The organism is Actinomycetospora rhizophila (genome assembly GCF_042657905.1).
GTDB classification, from domain to species: domain Bacteria; phylum Actinomycetota; class Actinomycetes; order Mycobacteriales; family Pseudonocardiaceae; genus Actinomycetospora; species Actinomycetospora rhizophila.
Window position 1 is genome coordinate 1 of record NZ_JBHSKG010000030.1, and the last position, 16,675, is coordinate 16,675.

General features: G+C 70.5%; 17 protein-coding genes and 1 pseudogene. 16 read left to right on the forward strand and 2 right to left on the reverse strand.

Annotated elements, in window-relative coordinates:
* Positions 1-126: pseudogene (locus ACFPK1_RS32065) on the forward strand (IS630 family transposase); the annotation flags it as partial.
* Here ACFPK1_RS32065 and ACFPK1_RS32070 read toward each other — a convergent pair.
* Positions 123-284, reverse strand: coding sequence for a hypothetical protein (locus tag ACFPK1_RS32070; protein ID WP_378024990.1), 162 nt, complete (start codon positions 282-284; stop codon positions 123-125). The pseudogene ACFPK1_RS32065 and the gene ACFPK1_RS32070 overlap by 4 nt on opposite strands.
* Before the next feature lie 890 nt (positions 285-1,174).
* Here ACFPK1_RS32070 and ACFPK1_RS32075 point away from each other — a divergent pair.
* The 4 genes from ACFPK1_RS32075 to ACFPK1_RS32090 all read left to right on the forward strand — a co-directional run bounded on the left by ACFPK1_RS32075 (position 1,175) and on the right by ACFPK1_RS32090 (position 4,075).
* Positions 1,175-1,771: a ScbR family autoregulator-binding transcription factor gene (locus tag ACFPK1_RS32075; protein WP_378024991.1), complete on the forward strand. Its 597-nt coding sequence runs from the start codon at positions 1,175-1,177 to the stop codon at positions 1,769-1,771.
* Between the two features lie 143 nt (positions 1,772-1,914).
* Positions 1,915-2,910, forward strand: coding sequence for an AraC family transcriptional regulator (locus tag ACFPK1_RS32080; protein ID WP_378024992.1), 996 nt, complete (start codon positions 1,915-1,917; stop codon positions 2,908-2,910).
* 142 nt (positions 2,911-3,052) lie between these two features.
* Positions 3,053-3,622, forward strand: coding sequence for a type 1 glutamine amidotransferase domain-containing protein (locus ACFPK1_RS32085; RefSeq protein ID WP_378024993.1), 570 nt, complete (start codon positions 3,053-3,055; stop codon positions 3,620-3,622).
* A gap of 39 nt (positions 3,623-3,661) precedes the next feature.
* On the forward strand, positions 3,662-4,075 hold the full coding sequence (locus tag ACFPK1_RS32090) for a GlcG/HbpS family heme-binding protein (protein WP_378024994.1): 414 nt from the start codon (positions 3,662-3,664) through the stop codon (positions 4,073-4,075).
* A 508-nt stretch (positions 4,076-4,583) separates the two neighbouring features.
* Here ACFPK1_RS32090 and ACFPK1_RS32095 read toward each other — a convergent pair.
* Positions 4,584-5,525, reverse strand: a complete 942-nt coding sequence (locus ACFPK1_RS32095; protein WP_185717352.1) for a GlxA family transcriptional regulator — start codon at positions 5,523-5,525, stop codon at positions 4,584-4,586.
* A 107-nt stretch (positions 5,526-5,632) separates the two neighbouring features.
* Here ACFPK1_RS32095 and ACFPK1_RS32100 point away from each other — a divergent pair, with 107 nt between their 5' ends.
* From ACFPK1_RS32100 to ACFPK1_RS32150, 11 genes are all read left to right on the forward strand, one after another.
* The gene (locus tag ACFPK1_RS32100; RefSeq protein WP_006247389.1) at positions 5,633-5,944 is read left to right on the forward strand and encodes a putative quinol monooxygenase; all 312 of its coding nucleotides are present in this window, start codon (positions 5,633-5,635) and stop codon (positions 5,942-5,944) included.
* A gap of 777 nt (positions 5,945-6,721) precedes the next feature.
* Positions 6,722-8,047, forward strand: coding sequence for an ISL3-like element ISPfr2 family transposase (locus ACFPK1_RS32105; protein WP_378024995.1), 1,326 nt, complete (start codon positions 6,722-6,724; stop codon positions 8,045-8,047).
* A 32-nt stretch (positions 8,048-8,079) separates the two neighbouring features.
* A complete protein-coding gene (locus ACFPK1_RS32110; RefSeq protein ID WP_378024996.1) occupies positions 8,080-8,388 on the forward strand; it encodes a putative quinol monooxygenase in 309 nt (102 codons plus the stop codon).
* 252 nt (positions 8,389-8,640) lie between these two features.
* Positions 8,641-9,165, forward strand: coding sequence for a 2Fe-2S iron-sulfur cluster-binding protein (locus ACFPK1_RS32115; RefSeq protein WP_378024997.1), 525 nt, complete (start codon positions 8,641-8,643; stop codon positions 9,163-9,165).
* Positions 9,162-10,238 carry an FAD binding domain-containing protein gene (locus tag ACFPK1_RS32120; RefSeq protein WP_378024998.1) on the forward strand — a complete coding sequence of 359 codons (1,077 nt, stop codon included), beginning with the start codon at positions 9,162-9,164 and terminating at the stop codon, positions 10,236-10,238. Before ACFPK1_RS32115 ends, ACFPK1_RS32120 begins: the two co-directional genes overlap by 4 nt.
* Complete coding sequence (locus ACFPK1_RS32125) at positions 10,235-12,349, forward strand: xanthine dehydrogenase family protein molybdopterin-binding subunit (protein ID WP_378024999.1); 2,115 nt, start codon at positions 10,235-10,237, stop codon at positions 12,347-12,349. Before ACFPK1_RS32120 ends, ACFPK1_RS32125 begins: the two co-directional genes overlap by 4 nt.
* Positions 12,350-12,416: 67 nt before the next feature.
* Complete coding sequence (locus ACFPK1_RS32130; protein ID WP_378025000.1) at positions 12,417-13,421, forward strand: zinc-binding alcohol dehydrogenase family protein; 1,005 nt, start codon at positions 12,417-12,419, stop codon at positions 13,419-13,421.
* A gap of 283 nt (positions 13,422-13,704) precedes the next feature.
* Positions 13,705-14,844, forward strand: a complete 1,140-nt coding sequence (locus tag ACFPK1_RS32135) for a glutathione-independent formaldehyde dehydrogenase (RefSeq protein WP_378025001.1) — start codon at positions 13,705-13,707, stop codon at positions 14,842-14,844.
* A 33-nt stretch (positions 14,845-14,877) separates the two neighbouring features.
* Positions 14,878-15,696, forward strand: coding sequence for a SigB/SigF/SigG family RNA polymerase sigma factor (locus ACFPK1_RS32140; RefSeq protein ID WP_378025002.1), 819 nt, complete (start codon positions 14,878-14,880; stop codon positions 15,694-15,696).
* Between the two features lie 114 nt (positions 15,697-15,810).
* Entirely contained in the window at positions 15,811-16,200 is a 390-nt protein-coding gene (locus ACFPK1_RS32145; RefSeq protein WP_378025028.1) for an ester cyclase, read from the forward strand.
* A 35-nt stretch (positions 16,201-16,235) separates the two neighbouring features.
* Positions 16,236-16,670 carry a PPOX class F420-dependent oxidoreductase gene (locus tag ACFPK1_RS32150; RefSeq protein ID WP_378025003.1) on the forward strand — a complete coding sequence of 145 codons (435 nt, stop codon included), beginning with the start codon at positions 16,236-16,238 and terminating at the stop codon, positions 16,668-16,670.
* Positions 16,671-16,675 lie beyond the last annotated feature (5 nt).

Sequence of the window (16,675 nt, forward strand, 5' to 3'; positions counted from 1 at the left end):
CGCGCCTGGATCAAGGCCTGGAACGACGACCCCAAGCCCTACGTCTGGACCAAGACCGCCGACGACATCCTTGACAGCATCGCCAACTACTGCAACCGCTGGCGAACTTACGACTCAGGACACTAGGTGGTGTCGAGCATGTAGTCGCGGAGGAGGGCGAAGTAGGCCTCGGTGAGGTTGCCTTCGGCGAGATGGGCGCGGGCGATGTGGGCGACGATGCCTCCGCGCGGGTCGGGGTGACGGTAGGCAGCCCGCGGGGGTGGGGCCGAGCCGTATCCGGCCATGGACGCGGTGCGAAATCGGCTGTGCCGCGCCTCGGGTGCCCTACTGCGTCACTTCGTCGAGCGGTCACCGCGTGGAGAGAGGCCGATTCCGGATCGAGTCCGGGGCCGGAATCGTCTCGGCGCTCCGGGTGGTGGGTCCTAGCGTCGTCGCCGTCCGTACCACCGCGGGAGCCTGGCTCCGAGGGGCCGGATTCGGAGGGCGTGTGGGCGGCATGGGTGCTCGGTTCACGGCGTGGCCACCGCGGGCGGGCCTGAGGCCTTCGATGAGGGCACATCGTGGCGAGAACAGCGGGAGCGCGGCGACGGTCGCAGCGTCCGGACGCGACGCTGGGGGTTCTGGTGGAGGTGGCCTCGACGCCCGACCACGGAGATGAGGCGGTGATCGCGATTCGTGCGATCGGGGCCGGCCGGCTGGCGCTGGCGGTGGCAGGTGTCGTCGATGACGGCGTCGTCGATCGACTCCGGGCTCTGCTCGCCGGACCCCTGGTCCGTGAGCTCGGCGCTCAGGAGCTGGTGATCGACCTGTCCGAGATGCGCGCCTGTGAGCCCGGTCTGGCCCGGTTCCTGCGCCGGGTACGTCTGCGGCGCCAGGCCGCGGGGTGCCGGGTGGAGCTGCGCAATCCGTCGGGAGGCGCTCGGTGTGGGTCTCGAGGACGCCACGTTGAGCGAGGTGTTCACCGTTTACGACGCGGCCCGTCGCCACAACCCGCGCTGAGGTCGGCGACGGATCGGGCTCCGCAGGCGGGCCTGGGTGTCGGCGGAGTAGGCGCCTCGTCGTGCCGGGAGAGAGGAGAGCTCCTGTGAGCGATCCAGAAGGGTGGGCGGACAGGTCCGCTTCCGTACCGGGCACCGGCCGCCCCCGTCGGGCGGGGGAGCGTCACGAGCAGTCGGTGGCGACGCGTGCGGCGATCGTGGCGGCCGCGGCGGAGCGGTTCGCCGAGGTCGGATACCACGGCGCCACGCTCAGCGAGATCCTGGCTCGCAGCGGGGTGACCAAGGGTGCAATGTACTTCCACTTCCCGCACAAGGAGGCTGTGGCCGAGGTGGTGATCGCCGCGACCGACGCGGTCTGGGGTGCGCTGCTCGCCGATCTCGAGGCACGGGGCTGGGACCCGTTGCGCACCGTGGTCGTGATGACCGAGCGGGTCGTCGACGCGGTGCGCCGCGACCCGGTCGCTCGCGGCGGGGTCCGGCTGCTCAACGACGTCGCCGTAAAGGTCGAGCACGGTGCCGCGCACTACCGGTTCGCCGAGGAGGCCGTCGCCGCTCGCCTGCGGGAGGCGGCCGAGGCCGGCTCGCTGCGCCCGGCGGTCGACGTGGCGGTGCTGGCCCGTCAGGTCGCGACCCTGATGGCCGGGCACCACCTGATCTGCGATCGCAGCGGCACCCTCGACGTGCTCCCCGCCCGGGTCGCCGCCATGTGGGACGTGCTGCTGCCCTTGATCGCCACTGACGACTGGCTCGCCGAGTACCGCGTCAGCACCTGACCCGGCTCCCGCGGTTCCGTACCGGGCGCCCCGTTGGTGTAGTTTCGTGAAACGCACCTGCACGACCCCGGTGCGTAGTCATCCCCGGCTCGCTCCACCAGCGGCGGCCCGCCGGCCGTGAGACTCGGCGCGGGAGGAAGCCAGTGAATCAAGAGTTGCCCGCACCGCCCGAACGGCCGCTGATCCGGACCGACGACCTCGACGACCTGGTGTCGCGGGTCACCGACCTGATGTCTAGCCACACGGTGGCTCCGGCGCGCTCCGGCGGGTTCGTCGCGGAGGTGTCCGGTGTCCGCACCCCGGGTCTGTCGCTGCTGGAGATGGACTACGGGATGGCGGTGCGGTTGACCGCCGATCCCTGGCCAAGCTACGTCGCGGTGTCGCTCCCGCTCGCGGGTGGGATGACCGCGCAGCACGCGGGGCGCCGGGTCGACGCGGTCAGCGGGCGGTCGGCCGTGGTGGGCGCCCCGGCCTCCGAGCTGGTGATGGACTGGGGCGAGGCGTTGCGGTTGCTGGTGCTCCGGATCGACCTCGACGCGCTGCAGTCGTTCGCCGGCCGGTTGGTCACCGCCGCCTCGCCCGACTGGCCTGACCTGCGGTTCGACCCCGTCATGGACGTCCCCGAGATCACCGCCGCGCTGCTGGGACAGGCCCGGCTGATGCAACGGGTCGTCGCCGACACCGGCTCGGGAGCGGTGAACCCCCTGGTGACCGCGCAGATGCGCGAGCAGGTGATGAGCACCCTGCTGCTGGGGCAGCCCAACAGCTGGACGGCGGCGCTGCGCCACCAGCCGGAATCCGTGCCTCATACGACGGTCTCGGAGGCCGCGGAGCTGATGCGGACCCACGCCGAGGAGCCGCTGACCGTCGAGGGCATCGCCCGCGCGGTGGGTCTGTCGGTGCGGGCGCTGCACGCGGGGTTCCGCCGCGAGCTCGACCGGTCGCCGAAGCAGTACCTCCAGCAGGTCCGCCTCGAGCGCGCCCGCTCCGACCTGGTCGCAGCCGAGACCGGGAGCGGTGTCCGCGTCATCGACGTCGCGCACCGGTGGGGCTTCAGCCACCCCGGACGTTTCGCCACCGCCTACCGCCACCACTACGGCGAAGCACCCGCCGTCACCCTGGCCCGCACCCTGCGCTGACGGGCGGCAGGCGCCGCCACCTGCGACGACGAGTGCCGATTCCGCACCGCCGTCCCGTCCGGAAACGGCTCTGGCCCGCGGGTGACGGCGCCTAGCGTCGTGGCGTCCGCACGGGCGGTCCACGACGAAGAGGTGACGATTGATGGCGGAGGAACTGCGTGGTCGGCGGGTGGCCATCCTGGCTACCGACGGCGTCGAACAGGTCGAATACACCCAGCCCCGCCAGGCCGTGGAGGACGCGGGCGCGCAGGTCACGCTGCTCTCGATCCACAGCGGCGAGATTCAGGCGATGAACGGTGACATCAACAAGGGCGACACGTTCCCGGTCGACCGGCTGGTGTCCGAGGTCTCGCCCGACGACTTCGACGCCCTGATCCTGCCCGGCGGCACCGTCAACCCCGACGGGCTGCGGGTGAACGCCGACGCGGTGCGGTTCGTGGGGGACTTCGTCCGTTCCGGCAAGCCGGTCGGGTCGATCTGTCACGGCCCCTGGACGCTGGTCGAGGCCGACGTCGTGCGGGGCCGGACCCTGACGTCGTTCCCCAGCATCCGCACCGACATCCGCAACGCCGGCGGACACGTCGTCGACCAGGAGGTCGCCACCGACAACGGCCTGGTCACCAGCCGCAACCCCGACGACCTGCCCGCGTTCGGCGCGAAGCTCGTCGAGGAGTTCGCCGAGGGCCGCCACCCCGCGAGCGCGCAAGCCTGACCCCGGCCCCACTCGCGCCGCTGGAAACGGAGACCGACGATGAGACAGATCGAAACGGTGGCCCTCGAGGACGCCCGCCGGGTGATCGCCGCGGGTGAGCAGAAGGCCCGCGAGATCGGCTCGCCGAGCAACGTGGCGGTGGTCGACGCGGGCGGGAACCTGGTTGCCCACATTCGGATGGACGACGCCTGGATGGGCAGCATCGACATTTCGATCAACAAGGCGTTCACTGCGCGGGCGTTCGACACCTCGACCGCCGACCTCGCGAAGAACGCCCAGCCCGGTGATCAGTTCTACGGCATCAGCGACTCCAACCACGGCCGGGTCATGATCTTCGCTGGCGGCGTGCCGCTGCGCGGAAGCAACGGCAACGTCGTCGGTGGGGTGGGAGTGTCCGGGGGTACCGGCGACCAGGACCAGGCCGTCGCCGAAGCTGCCGGTGCCGCGTTCTGACGTCGAACCCACCGACCTTCCAACAGGTCGGCCTCAGGACGACGCTACCTCGCGAAGTTCCGTCTGGCGGACGGGTTCACCGCCGTCGCCGCGACCGCACCTGACGAACAACGTGGCTCTTCCCAGATGAGGGTGTAGGTCGGCCGGGCGCGTCGGTCCGCAGATAGACGTCGAGGTCTCCCGACGATGGAGGTTCCTACGCCATCCATCCGAAAGACCTCGACGTGTCCGACGCTACCCCGCCGGCCGGCTTCGGCCGCCCTGACCTGACCGCCTTCGCGGCTCATCCCAATCGACCCTGATCGGGTCTGCTGACCCCCTCGACGAGAACGCAGCGACATCACAGCCACCCAACCCCGACCGTCCGGGAAGCCGGGGCACGTCACATGGCCTGTGCTGCGGGCGTGTCGAGTGGGTCGTCCAGGGGCGACGCAGGAGCGTCGACGCGACGTGCTGAAAGGTGGTTCCAACCGAGCGCTAGGACACCGGCTACAGGCATGGCGATAGGTCAGGAACGGCGTCGCTCCCTGCGCAGGAGGGAGCGCAGAGTCTCGGCGTTCGCGTAGCCGACCCGTCGCGCGATCTCGGCGGAGGTGAGGTCCGTGGTTGCTGAGAGGTGCCGAGCTCGTTCGATGCGAAGCCGTTGGACGAAGCCGAGCGGAGTGAGGTTGAGCGCCGCACGGACTCGTCGTTCGAGGGTGCGCCGGCTGGTGCCGAGCGACTGCGCGACGAAGGCGACGTTGAACGGTTCGTCCAGGCGGACGCGCACGAAGCGTTCGAACTCGACGACGATCGGGTCCTCGTGCCGGAGATGTTCGTAGGCGACGAAGGCCGCCTGCGACGGGCGCTCGTCGATGATGAGGAGCTTGGCGACATGTTGGGCCAGGTCGGGGCTGATCGATCGCACGAGTGAGAGCGCGAGGTCGATGTGGGCGAAGGCGGCGCCGGCGGTGACGAGGTTCCCGTCGACCACGACCATGGTGTCGAGATCGAGGGCGACGGTCGGATAGCGCTTCAGGAACTCCGGCCCCAGGAACCAGCTGGTCGTCGCCCGCCGATGATGCATCCGTCCGGTCTCGGCGACGGCGAACACGCCGGTGCACGCCGCGGCGATCCGGGTGGTCGCGTCGTCGAGGCGCCCGAGTGAGGCGATGACCGAACGAGCATCTCGGCTCTGGAGGGCGTCGTGGGTCGCGGCGGCCGTGAGGGTTCCAAGCGCAGGGACGACGACCACGTCGAACTCTCCGGACTCCGACAGCGGGTGGTCCACCGACAGGGTCATCGATGCCGTCGTGGTCACTCGCCGTTTCGGTCCGAGGATGGCGAGTTCGATCGGGTCGATCCGCGGGTCGACATCGCCGCGGGCTCCGTCGGCCACCCGCACGATGTCGATGACCGACGCGACCGCCGAACCGAAGCAGCCGTCGATCGCGATCAGTCCGATACGCATGGCGCGAACAATAGCAATACTGCCGTATACGCCACTCCCCACCGGCCCTCGCTCGTCATACGCTGAACTCGCCCCACGAAGAACCCCGACTTCAAGGAGAACCCCTCATGTCCACACCCGCATCACTTCCGTATGCCTTCGTCGCCAAGATCGTCGCGGCCGATGGACAGCACGACGCGCTCGCCGATCTGCTCGCCGGCGCTGTCGCACTCGCCAACGAAGAAGTAGGAACGATTGTCTGGTTCGCGGCTAGGACCCACGCCGACACCTTCTGGATCTTCGATGCATTCCCCGACGAGGCCGCTCGCGACGCCCACGCCAACGGCGCCATCGTCGCAGCCCTGATGGCCAACCAGCACCTCCTCGGCGCAGCACCCGAGATCCTGGCGGCCGACGTCCTGGCGTCCAAGCTCCCGTAGTCCGCCAACGCACGAGACGATCGCGCCCCGCCGAGCCGTCGGACCCGACCGCCTCGACACCCGCACCACGTTGACGATCCCCGACGGGCCGATCACGAGGAGGCCAGGCAACACCAGGCGCAAGCCTGGAGCGGCACTGTTTCACCGGTGGTCATCGAGAGAGTCAGCGCGGTTCCATGGCAGCGCAACTGTGTCAACTTGCCCTCCGTCCCGCGAGGCGCCGTGGGCGGGTCGTGGTTGCGATCCGTTGCCGTGACGGGAGACGCGTTGCGCGTCGCAGCGATGACGGGTCGTTGGCGTTCCGGGGCGTTGCGTTCGTGCGCGCCGCGCGTGCGGCATGGAGCATCTCGCTGCGCACACAACGATCGCTGCGCCGACGCACCGTTGACACCTCGCACGTCCAGGTCGCGACACAACGCCACGCTGCGTTGCCGAGCGGAGCGAGGCATATCGGCACACGGACAGGAGGCCGGCCGCGAGCGCTCAGCCGGCGAGGGGTCCGTCGCAGAGGAGAGCGACGTCGGTGTCGGGCAGAGCCGTGAGGCCAGCGCATCGCGCGACCACCAGAACCGAACCGCCCCTGCCCTGCGTTTGCGCAGGTCAGGGGCTGTTCGCCGGAGCCGCCTGTCGGAATCGAACCGACGACCTAATCACGTCGGCTTTGCGGGCTCTTCCCAGATGAGGGTTGTAGGTCGGCCGGGCGCGTCGGTCCGCAGATAGACGTCGAGGTCTCCCGACGATGGAGGTTCCTACGCCATCCATCCGAAAGACCTCGACGTGTCCGACGCTACCCCGCCGGCCGGCTTCGGCCGCCCTGACCTGACCGCCTTCGCTCGACTCGACGGCCTCGGTCTGAGCGTGACCGGGCAACGACTTGAACCGGATCGTGCGGTCCTCGCGTGCCGCGTGGTGGAACCAGATCAGTCTTGCCGACGGTGCGGCAGCGAAGGCGCTGCTCGTGACACCGTGATCCGGCGGTTGGCCCACGAGCCGCTGGGCTGGCGACCGACCGTGCTGGAAGTTGTAGTGCGCCGCTACCGCTGTGCCGACTGCGGACACGTGTGGCGCCAAGACACCAGCGCCGCGGCGGAGCCACGCGCGAAGCTCTCGCGCACCGGGTTGCGGTGGGCGCTGGAAGGGATCGTGGTCGCACACCTCACCGTCGCCCGTGTCGCCGAGGGACTCGGGGTCGCGTGGGACACCGCCAACAACGCGGTCATGGCCGAAGGCAATCGGCTGCTGATCAACGACCCCACGCGGTTCGAGGGCGTGAAGGTCATTGGCGTCGATGAGCACGTCTGTCGCCACACCAGGCGTGGCGACAAGTACGTCACCGTGATCATCGACCTCACCCCGGTCCGCGATGGCGCCGGCCCAGCAAGGCTGCTGGACATGGTCGAGGGCCGGTCGAAGGCGGCGTTCAAGACCTGGCTCGCCGACCGCGACGACGCCTTCCGTGACGCGGTCGAGGTGGTCGCGATGGACGGCTTCACCGGGTTCAAGACCGCCGCTGCGGAGGAGATCCCGGACGCGGTCACGGTGATGGATCCCTTCCACGTCGTGCGCCTGGCCGGTGACGCCCTCGACAGGTGCCGGCGCCGGGTCCAACTCGCGATCCACGGGCACCGTGGGTTCAGGGACGACCCGCTCTACAAGTCGCGGCGCACGCTGCACACCGGCGCGGACCTGCTCACCGACAAGCAGAGCGACAGGCTACGCGCGCTGTTCGTTGATGACGCTCACGTCGAGGTCGAGGCGACCTGGGGTGTCTACCAGCGCATGATCGCCGCCTATCGCCACGAGGACCGGCAACGTGGCCGCGAGCTCATGGAGAAGCTGATCACCGACCTCAGCGCCGGCGTCCCCAAGGTGCTCACCGAGCTCACCACCCTGGGCCGGACCCTGAAGAAGCGAGCCGCCGACGTGCTCGCCTACTTCGAACGACCCGGCACCAGCAACGGGCCGACCGAGGCGCTCAACGGACGGCTCGAACACCTGCGCGGCTCCGCACTCGGGTTCCGCAACCTGACCAACTACATCGCCCGAAGCCTGCTCGAGACCGGCGGCTTCAGACCCCAACTCCTACACCCCCGATTGGGATGAGCCAACAACGTCCTTGAGGAGAGAGATCGATCATGGCTGAGCCAGTGACCGTAGGGTTCCTTGTGCGTATCGAGGCGCTGCCGGGTCGAGAGACGGACGTCGAGGACTTCCTGCAGCACGGGCTGACCCTCGTGCAGGACGAACCCGCCACGGTCCGGTGGGTCGCCTTCCGGTTCGGGCCCTCGTCGTTCCCTATCTACGACGCGTTCCCCGACGACGCGGGGCGCCAGAGGCACCTCAACGGTCCAGTCGGGCAAGCCCTCGCCGAGAACACCGGCACCTTGTTCGAGCAGCCCACCATCGAGCCCGTGCACGTCATCGCCGAGAAGTCACCGATCTGACCGACCCACCACGGCGCCGGGTGGCCTGGCCACCCGGCTGCCTGCCGAAGCCGGCGGACACCCGCTCGGTCCCCACCGAGCCGCGACCGCTTGACGGCCTCATCCGGTCACCGTCACTGCCGACGCGCGGAACCCACTGACTCGGGTCTCTGCGACCTCGATCCCCTCGCCTACCGCTGAGGCGGTCGTGCGGGTCGTGGTGCGGGTCGGGGTGTGCATCTAGCCGTAGACAGAGAGTGGGTAACCAGAGTCATGGACACCTCCATCACGCTGAGCGTGGACGGTCAGGAGCGGTCGCTGACGATCGATTCCCGGACCACTGTGCTCGACGCCCTCCGCGAACATCTCGACGTCACGAGCGTCAAGAAGGGTTGTGATCACGGCCAGTGCGGTTCGTGCACGGTCCTGCTCGGCGGTCGGCGCACTCTGGCGTGTCTCTCGCTCGCTGTCGCCCACGACGGCGACGAGGTGGTCACCGCGGACGGGCTCGCCCCGGAAGGGGAGCGGCACGCGATGGCGCAGGCGTTCCTGGACGCCGATGCCTACCAGTGCGGCTACTGCACCCCGGGCCAGATCACGTCGGCGGTGGGGATGCTCGCGGAGGTCGACGGCGGTCACCCGAGCGCCGCGGCGACCGACGTGGCCGCCCCGCCCCGGCTCGACCGCGCCGAGATCGCCGAACGCATGAGCGGCAATATCTGCCGCTGCGCCGCGTACGCCAACATCGTCACCGCGATCGAGAACGCGCACGCCGCGCAGGACGGAGCCCTGCGATGAGGCCCTTCACCTACGCCCGCGCCGACGACGCCGCCGGCGCCGTCGCCTCGGTGACCGCCGACCCGGACGCGATGTTCCTCGCCGGCGGCACCAACCTCGTCGACCACCTCAAGCTGGGCATCGCGGCGGCGGGCACGCTCGTCGACGTCACCGGCCTGACCTCGGACCGGATCGAGGACCTGCCCGGCGACGACGGGCAGGAAGACGGGCTGCGCATCGGCGCCGCGGTCCGCAACTCCGACCTCGCCGCGCACCGCCGGGTGCGCGCCGAGTACCCGGCGCTCGCTGAGGCGCTGCTGCAGGGCGCGTCGGGCCAGCTGCGCAACATGGCCACCACCGGCGGCAACCTGCTCCAGCGCACCCGGTGCGCCTACTTCCAGGACCGCACCACACCGTGCACGAAGCGATCACTCGACGAGTCGTGCTCGGCGCTCGGGGGCTGGGCGCGGTACCACGCGATCCTCGGCGCCGCCGAGGACGACGAGGGTCTGCAGCGTTGCATCGCCACCCACCCGTCGGACATGGCCGTGGCGATGTCGATGCTCGACGCGCGGGTGCAGGTCCTCGGCCCCGAGGGCGAGCGCACGATCCCGATCGGGGAGTTCTACCGGCTGCCCGGCGACGACCCGACCCGTGACACCGTCCTGCGCCACGGTGAGCTCATCACCGCCGTCGACCTGCCGCCCGCGCCGATCGCCACCAACTCCACCTACTACAAGGTCCGTGACCGGGCGTCCTACGCGTTCGCGCTCGTCTCGGTGGCCGCCGCGCTCGAGGTCGACCGCACCCCCGACGGGCCGGTCGTCGCCGACGTGCGCATCGCCCTCGGCGGCGTCGCACACCTCCCGTGGCGCGCGTTCCGCGCCGAGGAGGCGTTGCGCGGGCGCCCGGCGACCGACGAGAACTTCCGCGCCGCCGCGGAGGCCGAGCTCGAGGGCGCGCGCCCCGTCGAGAGCCCGGCCGGCGGTAACGCCTTCAAGATCCCGCTGGTGGCCGGGACCGTGACCACGGCCCTGCGCCGCCTGACCCAGGACCCGTCCGCGACCGACGGCGTCCCCGGAGAGTCCGCATGAGCATCACCGCACGGTCGATGGGCACCTCTCAGCCCCGCATCGAGGGCCCGCAGAAGGTCGCCGGCACCGCCCGCTACGCCTTCGAGCACCCCGTGGTCCGGCCGCTGTACCTGCACCCGGTGCAGTCGACGATCGCCCGTGGCCGGATCACCGCGGTCGACGCCTCGGGGGCCGAGGCCCTCGACGGTGTCGTGGCCGTGATCACCCACGAGAACGCAGCCCGGCTCGCGGACACCTCGGACGCCGAGTGGTCGGTCCTGCAGACCCCCGAGGTCGGGTTCCGCGGCCAGTACGTGGCCGCGGTGCTCGCCAAGGGATCCGAGATCGCCCGCCAGGCCGCCGAGCTCGTGGCCGTGACCTACGACCAGGACACCCACGTGGCGTCGCTCGACGAGCACTCGCCCGATCTCTACGCCCCGGACGTGGTCAACCCGGCGTTCGCGACCGACGAGAGCATCGGCGATCCGGACGCCGCTCTCGCCGCCGCCGAGTACACAGTGCGCCAGACCTACACCACGGCGATGACCCACAACAATCCGATGGAACCGCACACCACCATCGCGACCTGGGACGCCCAGGGCGGCCGGCTGACACTGTTCGAGTCGACCCAGGGCGTGGTCACCACCCGCGACGCCGTCATGAACCTCTTCGGTCTCGACGCCGACGCGGTAACCGTGATCGCCCCGCACGTCGGCGGCGGGTTCGGTTCCAAGGGCAACCTGCACGCCAACACCGTGCTGGCCACCCTCGCCGCGATGGCCGTGCCCGGCCGGGCGGTGAAGTACGCCTTGACCCGCCAACAGATGTTCGACCTGGTCGGGTACCGGACACCGACCATCCAGCACGTCGCGCTCGGCGCCGACACCGACGGGACCCTGACCGCGATCACCCACGACGTGGTCGAGCAGACCGCACGGTTCAAGGAGTTCGCCGAGCAGACCGCGACCTACAGCCGCTCGATGTACGCCACCCCCAACCGGCGCACCACCCACCGGCTCGTCCCGCTCGACGTCGGGATGGCCTCGTGGATGCGAGCGCCCGGCGAGGCACCGGGCAGTTTCGCCGCCGAGGTCGCCATGGACGAGCTCGCCGTCGTCACCGGCCTCGACCCCATCGAACTGCGGGTGCGTAACGAGCCGACAGTCAGCCCGGAGTCGGGGCTGCCGTTCTCCAGCCGTAACCTCGTCGCCTGCCTGCGACGCGGCGCCGAGCGCTTCGCCTGGTCACATCGCGACCCGCAGCCCCGCGCCCGCCTCGTCGACGGCTGGTGGCACGGGACGGGGGTGGCCAGTTCCAGCTACCCGGTGTTCACCATGCCCGGATCCACCGCGGTCATCCGCTTCCACCGCGATCCCTCGCTCGACCCCGCCCTCGGCGCCACCGGGCGCTACGAGGTCGAGCTCGCCGCCGCCGACATCGGCACCGGAGCACGCACCGTCCTCACCCAGATCGCCGCCGACGCGCTCGGCGTGCCTACCGAGGTCGTCGACGTCGCGATCGGCGACACGGCGCTGCCGACCGCGTCGCTGGCCGGCGGGTCCTCGGGCACCGGCTCGTGGGGCGCGACCATCGCCGACGCCGCCCACCGCTTCCGCGACAAGTGGGGCTCCGACCCCGAGGACGGCGCCGAGGCCGACGGGGCCATGCCCGACAACCCGTACGGCGACCAGTACGCGATGTCGGCGTACGGAGCGCATTTCGCCGAGATCGCGGTCCACGCCGATACCGGCGAAATCCGAGTGCCACGGATGCTCGGCGTGTTCGCGGCAGGACGCATCGTCAATCCGACGTTGGGGCGGTCGCAGTTCCTGGGGGGTATGACGATGGGCCTGTCGATGGCCCTGCACGAGCAGAGCGTGCTCGACCCGCGCACCGGCCACGTCGTCAACCGTGACCTGGCGAACTACCACGTCGTCTCCAACGCCGACGTCAACACCATGGAGATCGACTGGATCGACGAGCAGGACCCCTACGTCAACCCGATGGGCACCAAGGGCATCGGCGAGATCGGGATCGTCGGGTCGGCCGCAGCCATCGCCAACGCCGCTTACCACGCCACCGGACGGCGCGTGCGGTCGTTGCCGCTGACGGTGGACGAATTCCTCGGCTGAGCGGTCGCCGCAGGCGGCGGGACGGACCAGCGGGGCCAAGCTTTCACCGAGAGTCGAGGATGGGCGGATGACCCCAACGATGCGTGCCGTGGCCCACCGTCGTCCCGGGGGCGCGGACGTCTTCGAGGACGTCGAGCTGCCCGTTCCCGCGCCCGGCCCGAAGGACCTCGTCGTCGCCGTCCGCGCTGTGTCGGTCAACCCGGTCGACATCGAGCTCCGCGGGAGGAACGACCCCGAGGGCGAGGCCGACGTCCTGGGCTACGACGCGGCAGGGGTCGTCTCGGGCGTCGGCGCGGAGGTCGAGCTGTTCGTCCCGGGCGACGAGGTCTACTACTCCGGCTCGACCGCGCGGGCGGGAACAAACGCGCAGGTTCACGTGGTCGACGAGCGGATCGTCGGGCCCAAGCCGCGCACCCTGTCCTTCGCCGAGGCGGCCGCGCTCCCGCTCACCACCATCGTGGCCTGGGAGACCCTCGTCGACCGCTTCGGCGTCGGCACCGACTCCACCGGCACGCTCGTCGTGGTCGGTGCCGCCGGCGGCGCCGGCTCGATGGTCATCCAGCTCGCCCGCGCGCTGACGGGGCTCTCCGTGATCGGGACCGCGTCGCGCGAGGAGTCGCAGCGCTGGGCGCGCGACCTGGGCGCCCACCACGTCGTCGACCACTCCGGCGACCTCGGCGAGGCCGTCGCCGCCGTCGCGCCCGACGGTGTCGACCTCATCTTCTCCTCGCGGACGGGCGGGATGATCGAGACCTACGAGCGGATGCTGCGCCCGGGGGGCGCGATCTGCGCGATCGACGGGCCCCAGGGGCTGGATCTGCTGCCGCTGAAGAACAAGAGCATCACGTTCCACTGGGAGCTCATGTTCACGAGGCCGCTCTACGGCACCGACGACATGGTCGCGCAGCACGACCTCCTCGAGACCGTGGCCGGTCTCGTCGACGCCGGCACGGTGCGTACCACCCTCACCCGCGAGCTCGGCCCCCTCGACGCCACCGCCCTGCGGCAGGCGCACGAGCTGGTGGAGGCCGGGCACATGGTCGGCAAGGTGGTACTCACCGTCGAGAGCTGACCCGGCAGCGATCAGCACGAGCACCACGTCACGCAGCCGCGCAAGGAACTCGCGGTATCGGTCGGGTCGACCGCCACCCTGGTGGCCGATCATCGACAAGGCTCTCTCGCGAGCGGCCCCGTGGACCCGTGGGGACGTGCCGATTCCGGCTCCCGGCGGAGCCGAGAACGGCTCGGTGGACGCCGGGACGCCTCCTACCGTCGGGAGGGTTCTGCGCTGCCCCTCCGCCGTCGCACCGGGGTGTGGGCGGGCGTATCGACTCTCGAGGTGTGGAGGACCTGCTGTGAAGGCGCTGGTTTACGAGGGCCCGAAGTCGGTGTCGGTGAAGAACGTGCCGGACGCGATGGTCGAGAAGCCGACCGATGTCCTGGTGCGCATCACGACCACGAACATCTGCGGGTCGGACCTGCACATGTACGAGGGCCGCACCGGGCTCGAGGCCGGGAAGATCCTCGGTCACGAGAACACGGGCGAGGTCGTCGAGGTCGGCTCCGGCGTCGACCGCGTCAAGGTCGGCGACCAGGTCAGCCTGCCGTTCAACATCGGCTGCGGGTTCTGCGAGAACTGCGAGCGCGGCAACACCGGCTTCTGCCTCACGGTCAACCCCGGCACCGCCGGCGGCGCCTACGGCTTCTACGGCATGGGTCCCTACGCAGGTGGCCAGGCCGAACTGCTGCGCGTGCCCTACGCCGACTTCAACTGCCTCGTCCTGCCCGAAGACGCCCGGGACAAGCAGAACGACTACGCGATGCTCTCGGACATCTTCCCGACCGGCTGGCACGCCACCGAGCTCGCCGGGATGCGCCCGGGCGAGTCCGTCGTGGTCTACGGCGGCGGCCCCGTCGGGATCATGGCCGCCTACTCCGCGGTGATCCGCGGCGCGAGCCAGGTGTTCGTCGTCGACCGCCACCCCGACCGGCTCAAGCTCGCCGAGCGGGCCGGCGCCACGCCCATCGACGACTCGCAGGGCGACCCCGCCCAGCAGATCCTCGACCAGACCGACGGCAGGGGCGCCGACCGCGGGTGTGAGTGCGTGGGCTACCAGGCCCACGACGCCCAGGGCAACGAGGACCCGTCGATGACGCTGAACTCGCTGTTCCAGGCCGTGCGGCCCACCGGCAAGATCGGCGTGGTCGGGCTGTTCCTGCCCGACGACCCGGGCGCGAAGACCGAGGACGCGAAGACCGGGCGCTACCCGCTCGACTACGGCACCACGTGGTTCAAGGGCCAGGGCATCGGCAACGGCCAGGCCAACGTCAAGAACTACAACCGCCAGCTCGCCCAGCTGATCCACCAGGGCAAGGCGAAGCCCTCGTTCATCGTCAGCCACGAGCTCTCCCTCGACCAGGCGCCCGAGGCGTACCAGAACTTCGACGACCGCCTCGAGGGCTGGACCAAGGTCCTGCTCAAGCCCGCCGCCTGATCCGGTCCGAGCGATCCACGGAGAGGACGAGCAGTGGCGCGTGGCGAGGACGACGGGGAGTACGCGCGTTACGCGCCACTGCTCGCGGAGTACGCCCGGTTGAGCGGCGGCGACCCCCGCCGATCCGGGCTGCGCGAGCGGCTCGTGGTCGGCTACCTGCCGGTGGCCCGGCACGTCGCGCGCCGGTTCGCGAGCAGGGGTGAGCCGGTGGACGATCTCGAGCAGGTCGCCACGATCGGGCTGCTCGGTGCGTTGGAGCGGTTCGACCCCGAGCGCGGCCGGGACTTCCTGCCCTTCGCGGTGCCCACGATCATGGGCGAGGTGCGACGTCACTTCCGCGACCGCACGTGGTCGGTGCGCACCCCGCGCAGGGTGAAGGACGACTACCTCGCGGTCGGGAAGGCCATCACGTTCCTGTCGCAGGGTCTGGGTCGGGCCCCGACCGTGCCGGAGCTCGCCGAGCACCTCGGTCTGACTCCGGACCGGGTGGGCGAGGCGATCGCAGCGGGCGGAGCCCTGCGGCCCGCCTCGCTGGACGAAGGCCGGGACGAGGGCGACGACGGCGGTCCCCTGTCCGGCGTCCTCGGGACGCTGGATCCCGACCTCGGGCGGGTGGAGGTCGGGACTGTCGTGCAGGACCTGGTGCGGGCCCTGCCCCAGCGTGAACGCACGATCCTCGCGCTGCGCTTCGTCCACGAGAAGACCCAGACCGAGATCGCCGAGGTCCTCTGCATCTCCCAGATGCACGTCTCGCGCCTCCTGGCCCGGACCCTCGCTCAGCTGCGGGGCGAGGCCGAAAGCATGGTCGCCGCGGACCCGGAGCACGGCCTGAGGGGCCTCGTCGCCAGCTGACGCCACGAGCCCTGGCTCGCCGCGGAGTGCCAGCCGGCTTCCCGAGGCGGCACGGCCGCCCGCCCGATCCACCCAGACCTCAGGAGCAGCCCCGTCAGCAGTCGGGACGACAACATCGCCACGCAGGAGAAGGCCGCCGAGCGCCTGAACGCCGGGGACGTCGACGCCGGGGTGGACATCATGTTCGCGCCGGACGCGGTCGACCACGATCCGGCGCCGTTCCAGGAACAGGGCCGCGAGGGGTACCGCCGGTTCTTCCACTACCTGATCTCCGCGTTCCCCGACTTCACGATCACCCCGCAGCGGATGGTGGCCGACGACGACACGATCGCGTTCGCCTACACGCTCACCGGGACCCACCAGGGCGAGTTCGAGGGCGTCGCCGCGACCGGCCGGCGCATCGAGGTGCGCGGGCTGCAGCTCGGACGCTTCGAGGACGGCCAGATCGTCGAGCGGTGGGGCGCCACCGACATGGCGGTCCTGCTCTCCCAGCTCCGAGCCTGACCCCCGCCCGACCCTGCGCTACGAGAGGACCCGTCATGGCCGACACGAAGAACGGACCCGAGCTCCACCCGGTCACCGAGGAGCTCGCGAACGGCAAGAACTTCGCCGCGGTGACCACGGTGCTGCCCAGCGGCAGGCTGCAGACCCAGATGCTCTGGGTCGCGATCAAGGACGGCTCGCTGGTCCTGAACACCGAGACCCACCGTCGGCGCTACAAGAACCTCCAAGACGACCCCCGGATCACCGTGCTGATCCGCGACGAGGACGACCCCTACCGCTACGCCGAGATCCGGGGGCGGGTCGAGCGCACCACCACCGGATCCGAGGCGCGCAAGCACATCGACGAGGTCGCCCACCAGTACCTCGGGACCGACTACCCGCCCGAGGGCATCAAGTCCGAGCGCGTGATCCTCTGGGTCACCCCCGAGCGCCAGACGATCATCGACCAGAACAAGGACACCAGCGACTGAGCGCG

What these genes read in the sequence shown, in the direction of transcription:
- ACFPK1_RS32070 (WP_378024990.1), bottom strand. Translation starts at nt 284, where the DNA reads ATGGCCGGATACGGCTCGGCCCCACCCCCGCGGGCTGCCTACCGTCAC.
- ACFPK1_RS32085 (WP_378024993.1), top strand. Translation starts at nt 3,053, where the DNA reads ATGGCGGAGGAACTGCGTGGTCGGCGGGTGGCCATCCTGGCTACCGAC.
- ACFPK1_RS32090 (WP_378024994.1), top strand. Translation starts at nt 3,662, where the DNA reads ATGAGACAGATCGAAACGGTGGCCCTCGAGGACGCCCGCCGGGTGATC.
- ACFPK1_RS32095 (WP_185717352.1), bottom strand. Translation starts at nt 5,525, where the DNA reads ATGCGTATCGGACTGATCGCGATCGACGGCTGCTTCGGTTCGGCGGTC.
- ACFPK1_RS32100 (WP_006247389.1), top strand. Translation starts at nt 5,633, where the DNA reads ATGTCCACACCCGCATCACTTCCGTATGCCTTCGTCGCCAAGATCGTC.
- ACFPK1_RS32110 (WP_378024996.1), top strand. Translation starts at nt 8,080, where the DNA reads ATGGCTGAGCCAGTGACCGTAGGGTTCCTTGTGCGTATCGAGGCGCTG.
- ACFPK1_RS32115 (WP_378024997.1), top strand. Translation starts at nt 8,641, where the DNA reads ATGGACACCTCCATCACGCTGAGCGTGGACGGTCAGGAGCGGTCGCTG.
- ACFPK1_RS32120 (WP_378024998.1), top strand. Translation starts at nt 9,162, where the DNA reads ATGAGGCCCTTCACCTACGCCCGCGCCGACGACGCCGCCGGCGCCGTC.
- ACFPK1_RS32125 (WP_378024999.1), top strand. Translation starts at nt 10,235, where the DNA reads ATGAGCATCACCGCACGGTCGATGGGCACCTCTCAGCCCCGCATCGAG.
- ACFPK1_RS32130 (WP_378025000.1), top strand. Translation starts at nt 12,417, where the DNA reads ATGACCCCAACGATGCGTGCCGTGGCCCACCGTCGTCCCGGGGGCGCG.
- ACFPK1_RS32150 (WP_378025003.1), top strand. Translation starts at nt 16,236, where the DNA reads ATGGCCGACACGAAGAACGGACCCGAGCTCCACCCGGTCACCGAGGAG.